13 protein-coding genes are annotated in these 18,042 nt (G+C 72.9%); 6 read left to right on the top strand and 7 right to left on the bottom strand.

All coding sequences use genetic code 11. The annotated features are described in order from the left end of the window. Window positions 1-20 precede the first annotated feature (20 nt). Both U874_RS14510 and U874_RS15420 read right to left on the bottom strand, forming a co-directional pair. Complete coding sequence (locus U874_RS14510) at window positions 21-2,675, bottom strand: LuxR C-terminal-related transcriptional regulator (RefSeq protein WP_025134989.1); 2,655 nt, start codon at window positions 2,673-2,675, stop codon at window positions 21-23. Window positions 2,676-2,742: 67 nt separating this feature from the next. Next, window positions 2,743-3,180, bottom strand: a complete 438-nt coding sequence (locus U874_RS15420) for a hypothetical protein (protein ID WP_025134990.1) — start codon at window positions 3,178-3,180, stop codon at window positions 2,743-2,745. A gap of 210 nt (window positions 3,181-3,390) precedes the next feature. Here U874_RS15420 and U874_RS0113125 point away from each other — a divergent pair, with 210 nt between their 5' ends. From U874_RS0113125 to U874_RS0113135, 3 genes are all read left to right on the top strand, one after another. Beyond that, window positions 3,391-5,127: a SulP family inorganic anion transporter gene (locus U874_RS0113125; protein ID WP_025134991.1), complete on the top strand. Its 1,737-nt coding sequence runs from the start codon at window positions 3,391-3,393 to the stop codon at window positions 5,125-5,127. A 130-nt stretch (window positions 5,128-5,257) separates the two neighbouring features. Next, on the top strand, window positions 5,258-5,647 hold the full coding sequence (locus tag U874_RS0113130) for an SHOCT domain-containing protein (RefSeq protein WP_025134992.1): 390 nt from the start codon (window positions 5,258-5,260) through the stop codon (window positions 5,645-5,647). Between the two features lie 3 nt (window positions 5,648-5,650). Then, a complete protein-coding gene (locus U874_RS0113135; protein ID WP_025134993.1) occupies window positions 5,651-6,319 on the top strand; it encodes a GAP family protein in 669 nt (222 codons plus the stop codon). Between the two features lie 57 nt (window positions 6,320-6,376). Here U874_RS0113135 and U874_RS0113140 read toward each other — a convergent pair whose 3' ends face one another. Beyond that, a complete protein-coding gene (locus U874_RS0113140) occupies window positions 6,377-7,480 on the bottom strand; it encodes an ATP-binding protein (protein WP_025134994.1) in 1,104 nt (367 codons plus the stop codon). A 198-nt stretch (window positions 7,481-7,678) separates the two neighbouring features. On the opposite strand from U874_RS0113140, the gene U874_RS0113145 reads away from it, so the two are divergent. Together U874_RS0113145 and U874_RS0113150 are read left to right on the top strand one after the other, a co-directional pair. Then, the gene (locus tag U874_RS0113145; RefSeq protein ID WP_025134995.1) at window positions 7,679-8,995 is read left to right on the top strand and encodes a DUF1254 domain-containing protein; all 1,317 of its coding nucleotides are present in this window, start codon (window positions 7,679-7,681) and stop codon (window positions 8,993-8,995) included. Between the two features lie 141 nt (window positions 8,996-9,136). Further along, window positions 9,137-11,683: a hypothetical protein gene (locus U874_RS0113150; RefSeq protein WP_025134996.1), complete on the top strand. Its 2,547-nt coding sequence runs from the start codon at window positions 9,137-9,139 to the stop codon at window positions 11,681-11,683. Here the strand turns inward: U874_RS0113150 and U874_RS0113155 are convergent. The 4 genes from U874_RS0113155 to U874_RS0113170 form a co-directional block, all read right to left on the bottom strand. Continuing rightward, entirely contained in the window at window positions 11,680-14,232 is a 2,553-nt protein-coding gene (locus tag U874_RS0113155; protein ID WP_025134997.1) for a LuxR C-terminal-related transcriptional regulator, read from the bottom strand. The genes U874_RS0113150 and U874_RS0113155 overlap by 4 nt on opposite strands. A gap of 79 nt (window positions 14,233-14,311) precedes the next feature. Further along, window positions 14,312-15,013 (bottom strand): hypothetical protein, encoded by a 702-nt coding sequence (locus tag U874_RS0113160; RefSeq protein WP_025134998.1) that lies wholly within the window; start codon window positions 15,011-15,013, stop codon window positions 14,312-14,314. After that, window positions 15,006-15,638, bottom strand: a complete 633-nt coding sequence (locus U874_RS0113165; RefSeq protein WP_025134999.1) for a S24 family peptidase — start codon at window positions 15,636-15,638, stop codon at window positions 15,006-15,008. The genes U874_RS0113160 and U874_RS0113165 overlap by 8 nt, the downstream gene beginning before the upstream one ends. A 106-nt stretch (window positions 15,639-15,744) precedes the next feature. Then, window positions 15,745-16,293, bottom strand: a complete 549-nt coding sequence (locus U874_RS0113170; protein WP_025135000.1) for a hypothetical protein — start codon at window positions 16,291-16,293, stop codon at window positions 15,745-15,747. Between the two features lie 304 nt (window positions 16,294-16,597). Between U874_RS0113170 and U874_RS0113175 the strand changes: the two genes are divergently transcribed. Then, the gene (locus U874_RS0113175) at window positions 16,598-18,016 is read left to right on the top strand and encodes a hypothetical protein (protein WP_025135001.1); all 1,419 of its coding nucleotides are present in this window, start codon (window positions 16,598-16,600) and stop codon (window positions 18,014-18,016) included. Window positions 18,017-18,042: the final 26 nt, after the last annotated feature.

The following is an 18,042-nucleotide window of genomic DNA, read 5'->3' on the forward strand; positions in this document are numbered from 1 at the left end:
CGCCAGTATATTGCCGCGCGTCAGTCCTCGATGCGGTGGCGGATCGCCTCGCGGCGCGAGGCCACCCCGAGCTTCCGGTAGATCGCGCGCTGGTGCGAGCGCACGGTGTTCACTGAGAGGTGCAGTTCCGCGGCGATCTCCTCCGCGGTGAGCCGCGTGGAGAGATAGCCGAACACCTCGCGCTCGCGGCGGGAGAGCGCGGCAGACGCGCCATCGCTCGCGCCGCCGGGTGTGCTCGCTGCGGCCAGCATTTCGGCGAGCAGCACCTCGTGCGCGCTCCCCCAGGCCGCGTGCTGCGCGAGCAGTTCCCGGGTCGCAGCGGTCGGCGTGTGGAACGGGCGGAGGATCCGCTCGGGCGCGGCGCCGGTGAGCGCCCGCTCGAGCATTCGGTGGGCGACCTCGCGGCGGCCCCGTTCGGCGGCGATCGTGGCGACGATGACCTGCGACCAGGCGTGCACAGGCGGGATCAGCTCGGCGCGGCCGATGCCGCGCAGCAGTTCGAGCGCTTCCTCGGCGTGCCCGAGCCGCGCGGAGAGGTCGGCGGCGATCACCCGGGTCACGGGCAGGCTGTCGAAGTCGCGCACCGGGCGCAGTTCGCGGAGCGTGCCCTCGCGGTCGCCGAGCAGGTGGCGGAGCCCGGCCCGGGCCACGCCGAGGTACGCGGGCCAGGGCACGCCGTGCCGTTCGACGCGGCTGACCCCCGCGAGCATCGCTTCCGCCTCGGGCACGAGGGCGCGCTCGCCGAGCGCGGCCACCGCGAGCGCGAAGTACACGCGGGCGAGCGCCGCGTAGGAGGAGTCGTGCCCGCCCTGCGCGTGCAGCTCGCGCGCGAGGCGCAGCACCTCCGCGAGCTCCGCGCGCCAGTACGCCACGAGGATCGCCGCCATCGCGTCGATCCCGCCGTCGTAGACCCCCCACTCGCTGAGCGCGGCACCGATCCGGCTCTCAGATTCGAGGGCGAGCGGCGCGGCCGAGCCCGTGAGCACCTGCTCCGCCGCGGCAAGCCGCCCAGCGAACGCGAGCGCGAACGCGAGGTTCGCTGCTGCGCGGCCCGCGAGCACCTCGGCACCCGCACGGCGCGCGAGCACGAGGGCGGTGCGGAGCAGTTCGACCGCCCGCACGGGATCCCGCCGGAGCCGCAGCTCGGTCCAACCGAGCAGGAACGCGCCGTGCGCGTACGCGTCGGGCCCGAGCTCCGCGAGGTCGAGCACCTCGGCAACGGCATCCGCCGCGGCTCGCACTTCTGCGGGGTCCTCGGCGAGGAAGAGACGAGCGAACGCGCGCGTCGGCGCGGTGCGGTCGCGCTCCGCCGCGTCGAGCCGTTCCCAGCGCGCCTCGGCGTAGGCCGCGAGGCGCATGGCGCCCGCGCGGTCGCCCTCCACATCGAGGCACGCGGCGCGGATGCTCAGCAGGGAGGGACGATCGCCCCACTCCCCGGGGAGGCGCGCGCAGCGCTCGGCGAGGAGCCCGGCCTGCCCGCCGATAATGAGCTGCAGCCAGTGCGACTCGATGATCTCGGCGGCGCGGTCGGGCCGTTCGGCGGCGAGCGCGTGCCGGGCGGCCTCCGCGGGGAAGGTGTCAGCGAGCGCCGCCGCGGCCGCGAGCTGGCAGCGGATCGCCTCCGCGGGGTCGGTGCGCCGCAGGATTCCGCGGCACAGTCGGGCGAAGAGCGCGTGCCAGCGGTAGATCACGGGAGCGTCGTCGCGCTCGTACGCGTCGAGGAACAGCCCGAGTGAGCGGCACTCCTCGAGCAGCGCGTGCGCGTCGTCGCGCCCGCTCAGCTCCCCGGCGAGCCGGGCGGTGCTGCGCTCGCAGGTCGCGGCGCGCAGCACGAACGCCCGCAGCTCGGGGCGCAGCCCGGCGAGCACCCGGTGCTCCACGTAGTCGCCGAGTAGCCGATCCGATGCGCCCGGGTGCGGGCTCGCCGCGCCGAAGCGGGGGCCGCGCTGCTGCAGCGCGAAGCCGAGGGCCACGGGCCACCCCTCGGTCTCACGCCACGCCTGTTCGAGCGCCGCATCCGCCGCGTCGCGCGGGCGATCGGAGAGAGCAGCGAGCTGGCGCGCTTCCTCCGCCGTGAACGCGAGCGACTCGGGCGGCACGCGCTCTGCGCGGCGCGTGGCGAGGTCCGCGGCGAACAGTTCGCTCAGGCCGTGGGAACCGGCGAGCACGAGGCGCAGCTTGCCATTGGCCCCGACGAGGAGCGTGCGGAGCACGCCGACGCAGGCCTCAGCTCGGAGATGATGCGCGTCGTCGATCACGAGTGTCGTCGGCCCGGGCGCCTCGGCGACGACCGCCAGGATCGCGCGCTGCACGAGTTCCGGATCGGCCGTTCCCGCGGGTCCCGGTGTGCGCGGGGTGGCGGTGGGGACGGCTCCGCTCGTGCTCTGCATCACGGCGGCGAGCACGCCCGTGAGGAGAGCCGCGGGCGCGCGCTCGTCGCCCGTGAGCGCGAGCCAGGCGGTGCGCTGGGGCCTCCGTGCGTGCACCCAGGCGCTCAGCGCGGTGGTCTTGCCGTAGCCCGCGGGCGCCTCGACGATCGTCAGCTCGCTGCTCGCCGCGCAGCGCTCGAGTTCAGCGCCCAGCTGCGGCCGCCCGAGCATGCCGTCGCGCGGGCTCGGCGGCGCCGTGAGGAACCACGGTGCGACGAGTTCGGCGAATGCAGGAACGGCCCCCATGGGCTGAATCCTAGCAACGTCATGGGCGTTGCTCAGCGCGCACGGGGGCCGTTCGCAGCGGCGTGTTCTACTCGCAGGCGAGCGCCTCGTCGAGCTGCGTCTGGGCCGCCTCCACCTTCGTGAAGTCCGGCTGGAGCGAACGGATCGCCTCGGGAACCGTGAGCTCGGGATCGACGCCCTCGACGGCGGAGGCGAAGGTGTCGACGGCGCTCTCGACGGCGCTCACGCGATCGGTGGCGACGGATTCGAGGGCGGCGGCGAGATCCTGGGCGCTCTGCTGCACCCGATCCCGCGCGTCGGTGATCTCGCCGATCGTGGAGTCGGCGTTGAGCGTGCCCTTCGCCGCCGAGACGGAGTCGGAGAACTCGGCGAAGGCGGAGCAGGCCGCGGCCTCGTTCTCCGCCGGATCGGCGCTGCACCCCGCGAGGAGGAGCGCGGCGGCTGCGGCGAGCGCGAGGGCGGGGGTGCGAAGGGAGCTGGTGCGAAGGGAGCTGGTGCGGCGCATGGCGGGTGCTTTCTCTCGGGGAACACGACGTTGTGCCGATCCTCCGCGAGCCACGGACCCGACGCCACCCCAGTCCGCGGGTCGGCCCCGAAAATCACCCGCAGTGGATGAACCACGCCTGCGGCTGCGGACGATCCCCGCTCACCAATCGCTGGTGAATTCCCTCCCGGCCGCTCGCTCCGGCGCGGCCGCTCGGGAAGAGTCGAGCGCGTGGACACTTCGGCCGACCCTGCACGCACCCGCCTCCGGCGGGCGCTGACCCGGTACCGGCGGCGCTTCGGTTCGCGGCAGACGGTGCGCCGCGATCTCACGGCGGGGCTCGTCGCGGGCGTGGAGAGCGTCCCCGACGGCCTCGCCGCCGGGCTCCTCGCCGGGGTCAACCCCCTGTACGGGCTGTACGGGTACCTCTTCGGCACCCTCGGCGGCGCGCTCGCGACAGGTTCCGTCTTCATGAGCGTGCAGGCGACGGGCGCCATGGCCGTGATCATCTCGGACGTTCCCGAGACGCAGTCGGGTGCGGGAGCGGGCGCCGCACTCACCACGCTCGCCGTGCTCACGGGGATCGTGATGCTCGCGCTCGGGCTCGCGGGGGCCGGGCGCCTCGTGCGCTTCATCCCCACGGCCGTGCTCGTCGGCTTCATCAACGCGGTCGCAGTGAACATCATCCTTGGGCAGCTGGCGACGTTCACGGGGTACGCCGGGGAGGGCACCAACCGGCTCGCCTCCGCGGTCGACACCGTGCTGAACGTCGCCAGCTTCGACGGGTGGGCCGTGCTGATCGGCGCCCTCACGATCCTGCTCATCCTGCTGCTCGAACGCACCCGCCTCGGCCCGCTCGGCATGGTGGTGGCGATCGTGCTGACCTCGCTCCTCACCGCGGTGCTCCCCGGAGCGAGGGTCGAACTCGTCGCCGACGTCGCGCAGATCCCCGCGGCGCTCCCCGCACCCACGCCCCCGGACTTCACGCTCCTCCGAGCACTCGCGGTGCCCGCCGTGTCGCTCGCGCTCGTCGGCCTCGTGCAGGGGGCGGCCATCAGCGGATCGATCCCGAATCCGGGCGGCCGCCTGCCCGACCCCTCCGCGGACTTCCGCGGCCAGGGCATCGCGAACCTCGCCGCGGGACTCTTCCACGGCATGCCGGTGGGCGGCTCGATGTCGGGCACCGCCATGGTGCGCGCCGCTGGCGCACGCAGCGCGCTCGCGAACGTCGTCGCCGCCGTGGTGATGCTCATCACCATCCTCGTGCTCGCCCCCGCGATCGGCACGATCGCCATGCCGGCTCTCGCGGGACTCCTCATCCTCGTCGGCGTGCGCACCATGAAGCCCGGCGATCTCCTCCTCGTGTGGCGCACGGGTCCCGTGCAGGCCGCCGTGCTCGTCGTCACCTTCGCGCTCACGCTGCTGATCCCGCTCCAGTACGCCGTGCTCGCGGGCGTCGGCCTCGCGATCGTGCTGCACGTCTCGCGCCAGTCGAGCCGTGTGCGCGTGCGCGCCTGGCACTTCGGCGCGACCGCGACGCTCCCCGAGGAAGCCGATCCGCCCGCCCGCGTTCCCGCCGAGGAGACGGTGGTGCTCGTCGTCTACGGCAGCCTGTTCTTCGCGGCCGCGCCCGTGTTCGCCGCGCAGCTGCCCGCACCGGGGTCCGAGAGCGGCGGCGGCGTCGTGGTGCTCCGGCTCCGCGGCACCGACGAGTTCGGCAGCACATTCCTCCGCGTGATCGAGCGCTACGCCGCCGAGCTCGCCGCCGACGGCGCCCTGCTCGTGCTCTGCGGAATCGGCCCACGCGCCGAAGCCCAGCTCCGCAGCACGGGGCTGCTCCGCACACTCGGGCCGGAGCACGTCTTCCCCGAGACCAGCCGACTGGGCGAGTCCCTCGAGCGGGCGCGCACGCACGCCGCGGAGTGGCGCGCCGCGCAGAGCGACCCCGGGATCACCAACCACGGATGAATTCCGCGTGCGCGCGGGCCGTTTCCCGCGCGCACGGGGATCCGGGCAGGGAAGATCGACACGACGGTCGCTGTCTGCCCGTCGTCCGTCCCGCTGCCCCTCGCAGCGCCCCACCGCAAGGAGTCCGCACATGGAATTCTGGTCCTCGATCTGGAACGTGATCACCGTGTTCTTCTGGGCCTTCGTGTTCATCGCGTCGATCTACGCCCTCGTCGCCATCGCGACCGACCTGTTCCGCGACCGGAACCTCCCGGGCTGGGGCAAAGCCATCTGGCTCGTCTGCCTCGTGTTCCTCCCGCTCCTCACCGTCCTCGTCTACCTCATCGCGCGCGGCGACGGCATGGCCCGCCGCGCCGCCAAGGAAGGCGAGGAGGCCCGGCAGGCCGCAGAGGACTACATCCGCTCGGTCGCTGCGCCCACACCGGCCGCCGATATCGCTCAGGCGAAGCAGCTCCTCGACGCGGGCACCATCACGGCCGACGAGTTCGCGCAGCTCAAGCAGCGCGCCCTGCAGGGCTGAGCCGTGCTCGAGATCCTCGGCGAGACGCTCCCCCTCGCGATCGGCGTCGCGATCAGCCCCGTGCCGATCATCGCGACGATCCTCATGCTGCTCTCCGCCTCCGCGGGGCGCACCGGCCTCGGCTTCCTCGCCGGCTGGGTGCTCGGCATCACCGCGGCGCTCACCGCGTTCATCCTGCTCAGCTCCCTCCTCGGCGAGGCCGGGACGGACGGCCCCCGGCCCATCGCCGGCGCGGTGAAGCTCGTGATCGGCCTCCTCCTCGTGCTCCTCGCCGTGCGCCAGTGGCGCAGCCGCCCGCGTCCCGGCGACACCCCGGAACTGCCCAAGTGGATGTCCGCCGTCGACACCATGACGCCGCTCCGCGCTGCCGGGCTCGGCGCCGCACTCGCCGCGGCAAACCCGAAGAACCTCCTGCTCGCGGCCTCGGCCGGACTCGTCATCGGCGCGGGATCCGGCGCCGCGACGATCGTGGGCGCCGCGGCCTGCTTCGTCGTGATCGCGGGAGCCTCCGTCGCGTTCCCCGTGCTCGCCTACCTCGCCGCACCCGCACGGATCTCCGGCTGGCTCGACGCCCTGAAGGAGTGGCTCGTCGCGAACAACGCGACGATCATGGCCGTGCTGCTCCTCGTGATCGGAGTCGCGGTGCTCGGCAAGGGGCTCGCGAGCTTCTGAGCGCCGCGGCTCGCCGCTCCCCCGATCTGGCTCCGCACTCTCCCGGTGTGACCTCGATCAGAGCAGGCCGTTCTCCGTCTCCTCGCGGAGGGGCACGCGGACATCGCCGCCGTGCTCCTCCGTGAGGCGCGCGCTCACCTGCACCACGGCGGCCCGGTCGACGAAGCCGCCCGCGAAGAGCGCCTGGCCCTGCGCGAACTCCGGTGACCGCTCGACGAGCTCTTCCGGGGCGAAGCCGAACACCGCACCGAGCTCGGCGAGGTCGCGCGGCGCGTTCACCCGCATGAGGCCGAGGTTGTCGCACTGCGACAGCACGTTCGGGTGGATCTTTGTGGGGCGCTGCGTGGAGAGGAACAGCCAGAGGCCAAACTTCCGCCCCTCCGCCGCGATCTGGATGAGCTGCTCCGTGAGCGCCCGCTCCACCCCGGTCGTCGGATCCGGCGGGCACAGGTTGTGCGCCTCGTCGATCACGATCAGCATGGGCTTGCGCTCCTCGCGCCGCGCCCAGAGTTCCTCCAGCACGGCGAGCGCCGCGACCTTCCCCTCCGCGGGGTACACGCCGCCGCCGATGTCGAGCACGGTGGCGCGGGGCCGCTCCGCCACGTGATCGAGTACTGAGCCGCTGCCGCGCGACCACAGCGGCCAGTCGAGCACCTGCAGGTTCTCCATCCGGTACGCGAGGCGCTCCTGCATCGGGTCGCCGGAGGCGCGCAACCGCCGCATGAGCTCGTCGGTATCGAAGCGCTCCGGAGTGCCCTCGAGGTGGAGCAGGATGTTGTACTCTTCCGCGTCCCGGATCGGGTCGAGGCGCAGCACGGCCGCCTTCGTCGCCGGGGACAGGTCCACGTACCGCACGTGCAGCGCGCCATCGCCCTGAGCGCCCGAGCGGAACACCCGGATGTCGGATCCCGCGATCTCATCGCGAACGACCGCGGGCACCTCCGCCCGCGGCTCCCCGAAGCGCACGAAGTCGGCGTTCGGGTCGAGGATCAGCATGGGCATGCGCGTGCGGAGGAGCAGCTGTTCGAGTACGACGCCGAGCGCGTAGGTCTTCCCGCTGCCGCTCTGCCCGCACCAGAAGGTGTGCCGGTTGAAACGGCGGGCGTCGAGCGCCACGGGCGCTCCCCCCTCGACCGCGGTCCCGATCATCAGCTCGTTCATCCGTGCTCCCTCGTTCACGGCCCCATGGGCCCCGCTCAGCGTGCCAGCCCGCGCGCAGGCTGCTCACGGGTGACCCCAGAATTCACCAGTGGCGGATGATGCGCAAGCGCGCGCTGCCCCGCACACTGGAATCGGCGGGGACTCGGGGTGGGTCCCCGGCCACCATCTCCCCGAAACGAACACGAAGGAGCCCCGCGCATGACCGCAGAGCACGAAGCGTCGGTGCAGTCGTACCTGTACGCGTTCCCCCTGGTCTTCAATCTGGATCAGGTCGCACGCTACGTGTCGGAGGGCATCGGCGCGAATCCAGCGGCCCCCTGGAACACCTTCAGCCACGCGCGCACGCTCGCGGGCCCCGAGGACACCTTCGTCACGATCAACAACGACACGGTCTACTCGATGTCCCAGCTCGACCTCAGCGCGGGACCCGTCCTCCTCGAGGTGCCCGAGACGGGCGGCCGCTACTACGTGCTCCAGTTCGTGAGCGCGTGGACCGACAACTTCGCCTACATCGGGCACCGCGCCACCGGCTCCGGCCCGGGCCGTTTCCTGCTCGTCCCCGCCGACTGGGAGGGAACAGCCCCCGAGGGTGCGACCGTAGTGCGCGTGCCCACACGCATCGCCTCGATCGTGGGCCGGTGGGCCGTCTCCGGCCCGGAGGATCTCCCCGCCGTGCACGCACTGCAGGACGCGACAACGCTCACGCAGCTCGATCCCGCGCAGCGTCCCATCGGACTGCCGGAGGTCGCCGCGGAGGAGACCGACGCCGAGACGTTCTGGGCGAAGTTCCGTGCGTGGAGCGCCGCGTTCCCGCCCGCCCCGCGCGATCGCGAGCTCCTGGAAGGCGCCGAGGCGCTGAGCGCACGCGTCGGCGATCCAGGCGCCCGCGCCGAGCTCGTCGCGAGTGTCGCCGAGGGCTTCGACACCCTGACGGCCGTGCTCGCGAGCGGCGGCGGCAACGCCATGGTGAATGGCTGGAACATCACCTACCACTCCTTCGACTACAACCTCGACTACTTCGAGGTGGGCGTCGTCGCGGAACCGCGCTTCATGATCGCCGACCCGGCGCGACGCATCGTGCAGCGCGCGGGCGCGGCGCTCGGCGGCCTCTGGGGCAACCAGTCGTTCGAAGCGGCCTACGTTGCGACGTACGTCGACGCCGCGGGTGAGCCGCTGAGCGGCGAGCACGACTACGAGCTGCGACTCAGCCCCATGCCGCCCGTCGGCGCGTTCTGGTCGCTCACCATGTACGACGTGCCGAACTCGTTCCTCGTGGCGAACCCGGCCGAGCGCTACTCGATCGGCGATCGCACACCCGGGCTCGTGTTCGAAGACGACGGCGCGCTCGTGATCACGATCTCCGCCGCCGAGCCGAGCGATCCGAAGCGCCGCGCGAACTGGCTGCCCGCACCGGCGGAGCGCTTCCGTCCCGTGCTGCGCATGTACGAGCCCGACGAAGCCGTGCTCGACGGCAGCTACGAGATCCCCGCGATCGCGCGCATCGACGCCGCCTGAGCCGAACCGCTCTGCGCGTACGCGCACGCGCACGCACGCGCACGCGCAGAGCGAGGCCGCGTACCCCGTACATCCGGTCGGGCGGTCTGAGCGGGGAGCCGCCGCGGGGTTGACTCGAGGAGCAACCGAAAGGCGACTCCCATGCCCCAGCACTCCCCGCTCGTCCGCTCCGCGCTCCGGCGCCTGCCCGCCGCTCGGATCTGGGCCGCCATCGGCGCCGCCCTCGTCGTCGTCGCAATGGGCGTGACCACGAGCCTCGTCGGCGCCATCAGCACCGACCGCTCCGCCGTCCGCGGCAACTCGTTCGCGCAGGCGGTTCGCACCGACCTCGGTGTGCACGACCTCGTGGTCGCTCCCGACGGGAGCGACCACTTCGGCCCGGGGGTCTCGAGCGGCAGCGTGCAGCTCGATCTGCTTTCCGAGTCGGCGACGGAGACCAGTCTTCCCTCGGGTGAGACCGCCACGGTGGTGTTCGCACTCCCACGCGGCATGCGAGCGTCCGAGCTCCCCGCGCCGAGCACCGCACCGGGCTCCACGCTGAGCTGGTCGGAGACCGAGCACGACGGCGCCTGGGAGGTGCGCGCGGAATTCCTCGTACAGGGCGACACCCCCTTCCGCCCGGATCCCCTCGTATTCACCGTCTCCGCGGAGTTCCCCGAGGTTGTCGCGGCCGAGCAGCTCGCGCTCACCGCGACGGTGGAGCTTCCGGAGGCCTACACGAGCGCGCAGCCCGCAGGATCCGTCGCGGTCCCCGCGCGCTGGGAGGTCGCCGCGGGCGTCACCGAGCTCGACTTCGCGCGCGGCGCATCGGCCACAACGGGCACGGTCGCGTTCGCGAGCCACTCGGGGGCGGCCGGCGAGACGTTGCACGTGGCCCCAGGGGACGCGCTCGCGACGAGTGTGCGGCTGCCGGAGGGCGTGACCCCGGGCCCCCTCCCCGCGGCCGAGCGCACGGAGGCGCGCGAGATCGTGTGGACCAGCCGGGCGGACGGCTCGGAGACGATCGTGACGCGCACCGAAACCGTGCTCGCACCGACAGCGGTGTACGGTCCGGCCCGGGCCAGCTTCCCCGTCGAGCTCACGCACGCCTCGGCGCGGGCCGGCTTCGTGCTCACCGCCGCAGCCGAGCTCCCCGCGCGCTTCGTCAGCGCACACCCGAGTGCGTCCGTCGAGGTGCCGCCCGGCTTCGGACCGCCCGCTCCGTCGCGCATCGCGGCGGGATCGGAGCACTCCCTCGCCGTGAACTCGCGCGGCACGCTGCTCGGATGGGGGCGGGGACTCGAGGGACAGGTGGGCCAGGGCGAGCGCCACGGATCGGATGTGCCCGTCGCGGCCGTGCTGCCGAACGGCGAGACGTTCACGAACGTCTCCGCGGGCGAGCAGTTCTCCGTCGGGCTCGCGAGTGACGGCACGATCTGGGCGTGGGGCGAGAACGCCTCGGCGCAGGCCGGCGGCACGACACCGTACGTCACCGAGCCGCTCAAACTCACACCCGCGGGCGCTCGGGTGCACTTCACCGAGGTCTCCGCTGGCGCGCATCACGCGGCGGCGCTGAGCAGCGACGGCCGGGTTTACACCTGGGGGACGTACACGGCCGGGGCGCAGGGAAACGGCTATCTTTCGGGTAAGAACCGCATCCCGACGGTCATGTCTTCCATGTCTTCAAAGCGCGTCGTCGCGATCGACGCCGGCAACGATCGCACCTTCATGCTCACGGACACTGGAGAGGTCTGGGCCACGGGCTCGAACAGCGAGGGCCTGCTCGGCACGGGGTCCAGCGAGGGGCAGTACCGGAGGCCCGTGCGCATCGCGATGCCCGTCGACGAGCCGATCGTGCAGATCTCGTCCGGTATCGAGTGGTGGGACGGCCACGTGCTCGCGCTCACCGAGAGCGGACGGCTCATCGGCTGGGGCCGGAACCATGACAGACAGCTCGGCTTCACCCCCGACGGCTGGTGGAGCACGAGCTACCCGGACCCGACTGAGCTGCTGGTCCCCGAGGGCATCCGCTTCGTGAAGATCGATGTGGGTCTCGCGTACTCCGTCGGGCTCGGAGCAGATGGTCGGGTGTACACCTGGGGCATGAATGCGCCGGGAACCGGGATCGGCGCGGGAAACGAGCGCCCCACACCGATCGCGGTCCCTGCCGATCGACGCTTCGTGGACATCGCCGCGGGCAGCGAGCACGCCTTCGCGCTCGACGCGGACGGCACGCTCTTCGCCTGGGGGCGCGGCAACCACGGTCGCCTGGGCACCGGCGACGACACGTACCTGCTGACGCCCGCGCCGGTCACGCTGCCCGACAGCGATCCGGCCACGCCCGCGAAGCGCGCAAGCGAACCGGAGCATGCGGCGCCTGCGAAACCGACGCCGAGGCCCCAGCCCGATGCGGGCGGATCCGGCACCGCGGACTCCGGCGCTGCAGACTCGGGCACCGCGGATACAGGGACCGCCGATTCCCACGCCGCAGACTCCGACGCCGCAGACTCCGACACCACAGCCTCCGAGGCCGCCGAATCGGATGCCACCGACGCGAAACCCGCCGACCCCGGCACGACGTCAGCGGGTTCGGAGCACACGGGGACCGATTCGGCTGCGGCTGCCCCTGGACAGACGACGCTGAATCCGGAGCGCGGGCACGCCCGGAGCACGGCGGCGCCGGCGCGGGAGAACGCCGCCCTCCGCTAGCGGTTGCCTGAGAAGCCGCCGATCTCGTCGCGGTCGAGCGCTCCCGATTTCCGCCGGATGTTGCGCAGGTGGGTCTCGACCGTCCGCACGGAGAGGCTCAGCTCGGCCGCGATCTCGGGGTTGTTCATCCCCTCGGCGACGAGGTCAATGATCTCGCGCTCGCGCTGGGTGAAGCCGAGGCTCGACTCGAGCTCGGACAGCGCCGAGGGCGTTGCGGGATCCTCCGAGGCCATGAGCGCGGCGATCTCCTCGCGCACCTCCCCCGCGGCGTCCTCGCGCCCGTGCTCGCGGAACAGCCGCACGGCCGCCGTGAAGTACTTCAGCGCGGAGTCGTTCGCGTGCTCGGCCTGCAGCCGGCGCGCGGCGCCGACGAGCGCGATCGGATCTTCCGCGTGGTGCGCGAGCCGCGCGTCGAGGTAGGCGAGGAACACGGCGCTCCCCATCCCGGCGACGCGGTCCCGCTTCGCGGCGGCCGCCTCGGGATCGAAATCGACGAGGAGCGCGAGGATCGTGGAGCCCGCGGCGGAGAAGGTGTACCCGCGCGCGCGAAGCTCCTCGGCGAGCGCGCGATACGCCGCGCCGATCTCCTCCGGGCTGCCCTCGAGCTCGGTGACCATCGCAGCGGGGAACCCCGCGGCCCCCATGGGCAGTGCGTCGCTCCGCCCGCGGTAGCCCTCGCCGCGATCGATGAGCGTCGCGACGGCGCCGCTCCGACCGCTCCGGCGGGCCGCGAGCGCGAGCGCGTTCATGAGTGCGCGATCCGGCCCGAACGGGAGGTTCGCCGCCTGGAACCGGCCGCTCGCCACGAGGCTCCCTGCCGCCGTCGCGTCGGCGTACCGGCTCATCGTGAGGAGCGCCATGACGGCGATGTAGGCATCGGCGACGATCGCCGAGCGGTCGAAGCGCTCGCGCGCGATCGTGAGCTGGGCGGACGCCCACTCGAGGGCCCGTTGCGGTTGCCCCGCCGTGATGAGGGCGAGGCCGCGCAGGGGCGACGCGAAGCGCGCGACCCAGCCCGAATCGTCGAGGCGTTCGAACTCTTCGAGCGCGCGGGCGGAGCTGCCGCCGAGTGCGTGCATCGCGATGAGGATGAGCCCCGCGATCTGTCCGTCGACGCCCCGCATGGCCGCAAGCTCCTCGATCCGGTCGAGCGCGTCGGAGCCGATCGCGTCGCGCTCGGCGTGGAGCCCGAGGATAAGCGCCTCGATCGCCGCGGGGTGGCCGAGGTCGCCGTCGCCGTGCAGCGCAGCCTCGATCTCCGCGAGCGGCGCCTCCTGCGTGACGAGCCAGCGCGAGTGCAGGTAACGGAAGAAGAGCTGTTCTTCCACCGAGCCGCCACTCGAAGGGGTCTCGGCAAGGATCGCGCGCACCTCCTCCGGATCCGCGGGCCCCGTGAGCCGCAGCTCGAGCGCGCGGATGCCGGTGCGAAGCGCGGGCTCCGCACGCCACGCCTCCCAGCTGCGCACGAGGTCTGCATCGAAGCGATCGCTGAACGCCCGGGCGAGGAACGGCACCTCCGACTGCGCGACCACATCGGCGAACTGGCGCGGCAGCACGGGCGGCTCCGCGAGCCCGAAGGTGGCCTCCTGCCCCAGCCGCTCCTCCAGCTGCTCGCGGAGGCGGAGGCTGCGCACCGTCTCCGGCCGATGGCGGAAGTAATCGCTGATGCCCGGCGGGTTGACCGTCACCCGCGGGCTCGCGCCCACGCGAAAGAGCCGCACGAGGCCCCGCCCTTCGAGCCCTTCGAGTTCCTCCTGACCGATGAGGCTCGCGGCCTGCGCCACGGGGATCGGGCCGGCCAGCACGAGCAGTTCGAGCGATTCGCGTACGTTCTCGGGATAGCGGAAGATCAGCGATTCGAAGGCGCCCTCCAGTTCGTCGCTCCAGAGCTCCGTGCCGTCGTGCCAGGTCTCACCGTTCCGGTGGATGCGCCCGCGGCGGCGGCCCGTGTCGGCGAAGGCCACCGCGAAGCCGGGCAAGCCGCCCGATTTCATGTGAATCCTGCCGCTCAAAGACGGCGAGACCTGCCCGCCCAGTCGCGCATCGAGCAGATCGTGCACCGCATCGAGCGGCAGCTCGTCGAGCGTCAGCTTCACGACGGGCTCCGCGCGACGGATGAGGATCTTCTCCTCCGGGTCGATCCCGCCGCGCGCCTCGGCCGTGGCGATGATGGGTGTGCCGAGGCTCTTGTGCATCTGCTCGAGCAGCACCCAGGAGGCCTCGTCGAGCCGATCGATGTCGTCGACGAGCACCGCGGCGGGCCCCTCGCCGAGCAGTTCAGCCACGACGCGCGTCACGTCGGCAGGCCCCTCGGACTCGCCGCGCCGCGCGTGGGGCACAGCGGGGAGCGCGAGCCGGAACGCTTCGAACGGCCGGGCGTGCTCGATGCCGCGCAGTTGCAGCGTCGCGAGCCCGATGCCGCGGAGCGCCGCATTGACGTGCTTCAGTAGCTCCGTGCGGCCGCTCCAGTGCTGGCCCACGACGGACACCGAGGTTCCGTCGACGACGTAGCGCACGATGCGCTGCACGAGTGCGTTCCTCGTGTACATGTTTCCCCCTTTGCGCGCGGTTCCCGAGTGCGCGCACCGTTCCGTGGGGAGGCCAAGGCCACCCCGCCTGCTGCCTAGACTAATGCGCGGAGCGCGCGGAATGACGGCGGTGCGCGATGAGCGTCGCGCCGAGCCCGGCAAGCGCCCCGCCGAGCAGGATCCCGCCGAGCAGGGTGTCCGCTCCGGTGAGCGGCAACGCGGGGTCGGGATCGCGGAGCGCGGCCGCCTCACTCGCTGAGAACGCGAGGTCGACCCGGGCCGTGTCGGGGGCATCGAGCGCGCGCGGGGCGTCGTAGTCCACGCGCACGCACAGTTCGAGGGCCTCCCCCGGACCCAGCAGGCCCTGGTCAAGCGCCTGGGCCGCGGGGAACGGGGTGCCCGGAGTCGCCGCCATCGCGGCGACCGAGCACTCGGGAAGCCGCGCGGTCGCGAGCGAGAGCGCGGAGAACGCGCCGTGCGAAGCCGAGGCCTCGATCGGGGTGAGCCGCACGCGGAGCTCCGCGGCGGAGTGGTTGACCAGCGTCGCGGGTGCCACCACGCTGTCGCCGGGGTGCAGGGTCACGTCGAACAGCCGGTCCGCGGGCGAGACGACGAGCGCCGCGGAGTCCTCCGAGCGCAGTGCGACCGGAGAGTCCGGGCCGAGCGCGTCGGGGCTCGCCGCCGCCGGCCCGGCGACACCGAGGAGCCCCGCGAGCGGGAGCAGCGCGAGGAGCGCGCCGCGGCCGGTGCGGCTCGCGCGGTTCTCACGGCGGGCTGCGCCACGTACCGCTGGATCAGGCACGGTGTTCCCCCGACGCGCCGCCCGCGAGCGCCGGGACGCGAGCCTCGGCACGAACAGCGGGCTCCGCGGTACCGGTGCCGGGCTCCGCCGTGTCGATACCGGTGCCGGAACCGGTGCCGGAACCGGTGCCGGGCTCCGCCGTGTCACGGGGGCGCGTGCGCCCGCGGCTGGGCACGAAGAGCGCGACGAGGAACACCGCGCCTACGAGCCCGCGAGCCGCCCACGACTCGGAGACCCGGAACAGTGTGGCGAGGCCGCCCTGCAGCACCCAGCGGGGCGTGCCGAGCACCTGATCCTGCGTGACCGGCACGGGGTCGACGACCTCGTTGCCGTCGCCCTTCAGCACGGCGCCCTCGGGCACCAGCTCGTGCACGCGGTGCACGTACTGCTCCTCCCGGTTCCCCGGAGTGAAGGACACGATCACGGGCTCGCCCACTCGGCTCAGCTCCTCGCCCGTCGGCTGCTGCACGACGAGCACGTCCCCCACCTGATAGGTGGGCTTCATCGACACCCCCGTGACCGTCATGTAGTAGTCCCCGCTCACGGTGGCCCAGAGGAAGGGGACGGCGAGGGCGACGAGCGCGAGGCTCGCGATGGTCCGCAGGGTGAGGATGAGGGCGCGCATATCGGTCTCCGGGAGGGCCGCCCCCTGGAGCGAGCGGGCGGCGGCTGGACGGACGGGGGTGGAAGCGGAACGGGGCGCCCGCCCCGAGGGGCGGGCGACCGGCCGCCTACTTCGCGATGCTCGTGAAGAGGTAATCGGCGGTGACGGTCGCACCGTCGAGGCCCAGACCGCGGAACGCGTCGGCGTCATCGACGAACACGTCGACGCGCACCTTCGCACTCGCACCGGGCGCGAGCTCGAAGGTCTCGCCGGCGCCGAGGCGCATGTCGCTGAGCGAGCCCGTGGACACGAGCGCACCGTCGTCGACCGAGACGCGCGTGTCGAGGGCCCCCGCGAGCGCCGCGGACTGCACGCCGCCGGGCTGCAGCTGCGATCCGAGGCCGACCGTGAGCGTCGAGGTGGCGGAGGTGTTCGTCGCGGTGTAGTAGCCCGTGATCACTTCGCCGTCCATGGCGCCCGTGAAGGTGTTGCTCATCGGAGCACCGGTCACGGTGAGCTCGCCGTCGGCGGGCGTCTCCGTGATCTCGGCGTTGAACACGTTGTTGAAGATCGTGCTGTTCGCGGTGACGAGCGCGCCACCGACCGTCACGCCGGCAATGAGGAGCAGCGAACCGCCTGCGATCGCGAACTTCTTCTTCGTCGACTGGGAAGCCATGTGGCAGACCTTTCCTAGGGGATTGAGGGAGTGAGCTCGATGCCGCCGGAGTGGTGCCGCCGGGTGCGCTGCTCGATGTCGAGTCAACCGGCGCAGCACCCCGTCCCCAGCGCTCCACCGAGGATCTGCGGGGCCCGCACCCGTGATCTACGCGTGCGGTACCGCGCACGTACGCGGCACCGCGCCGCGCCGTACTGGCCACGGAGCGCTGCGGTCGGGCAATATGGGGATCACGGCTCCGCTGGGCGCCGCGAGCGCCGTTCCCGCTGGCGCGTCCCGATCACCGTCGCCGAGGAGCCCCGCTGTGACCCAGACTCCCGTCTCCCCCGATTCCGTGCCCCGCGCGGACACCGCCGCGAGCGAGCGCTCCGACCGCGAGCTCGATCGACGTCTTCGGGCGCTCGAAGCGGAGAACGCCGCGCTCCGCGCAGGGCAATCGGGTCGCCGTCCCCGCGGGATCCTCCGCAGCCTCCTCGCCGCGGTGGCGCTCACCCTCGCTGTGCTGCTCGCCCCGCTCGCCGTGCTCGCGTCCTGGGTGCGGATCGAGCTGGTCGACACCGACCGCTTCGTCGCTACCCTCGCACCGCTCGCGGAGGATCCCGCGGTGCAGAGCTTCTTGGGCGACCAGGTGATGGCGGCCGTCGACGAGCAGGTCGACTTCGACGCGATCGTCGGCTCGCTCGCGTCGGGGCTCACTAGCCTCGAGCTGCCGTCGGAGGCGGACGCCGCCATCACGCTGCTCCGCGGGCCCGCGGCCCAGGGGATGCGCTCCGTCGTCGCGTCGACGGTCGAGGAGACGATCGCCTCGGACGCGTTCGCCGGTACCTGGCAGCTCGCGCTCACGAACACGCACCGGGCCACGATCGCCCTCATGCGCGGCGACACGAACGGCATGCTCACGCTCGACCGCGACACGGGCGAGCTGGCGATCGACGCGGGCGTCATCGTCGCGCAGGTGAAGGATCAGCTGGAGGCCCGCGGCTTCGGCCTGGCGTCGATGATCCCGAACGTCACGGCGTCGATCCCGCTCACCACCGCCGAGGGGCTCGTCGGTGCGCAGCTCGGCTACGCCGCGGCCGTCGCCCTCGGCACGTGGCTGCCGTGGCTCGTGCTCGCGCTGCTCGTCGCAGGCGTGGCGCTCGCCCGCCGCCGCACCCGTGCGCTCGCGCGCACCGGCTTCGGCCTCACGCTCGGCTTCCTGCTGCTGCTCGGCGGGCTGAGCGTCGGCGCGGCGCTCTTCGAGCAGGCCGTGAGCCCGGGCGTCATGCCCGGCTCGACCGCCGCCGCGCTCACCACCCAGCTCACCGAATCGCTGCGCTCCACGAGCGCCGCCCTCGCCTTCGCCGCGGCACTGATCGCGCTCGCGGCACTGCTGCTCGGGCCCTCGCGGGGCGCAGTGGCGCTGCGCAGCGCGCTCACGTCGGGCTTCGCGCGGGCGCGCGCCGCGTACTCCGCGCACGGGGTGACGACGGGCGCGGTCGGCACGGCGATCGAGCGCTTCCGCTCGGCACTCGCGCTGATCGTCGCCGTCGGCGGGGTGCTGATCATCTTCCTCGCCCGCCCGGTGAACGCACCGACGATCGCCTGGACCACGGTCGGGGTGCTCGGCGCGCTCGCCCTGATCGAGCTGCTCCGCCGTCCGGAGGCCGAGGAGCACCGCGCTGAGGCCGAGGAGCACCGCGCTGAGGCCGAGGAGCACCGCCCGGCGGCCGAGAGCGCGTAGCAGGGGTCCCGGCGCCGGGCGCGACA

Source organism: Leucobacter sp. PH1c (genome assembly GCF_000633415.1).
GTDB lineage: Bacteria > Actinomycetota > Actinomycetes > Actinomycetales > Microbacteriaceae > Leucobacter.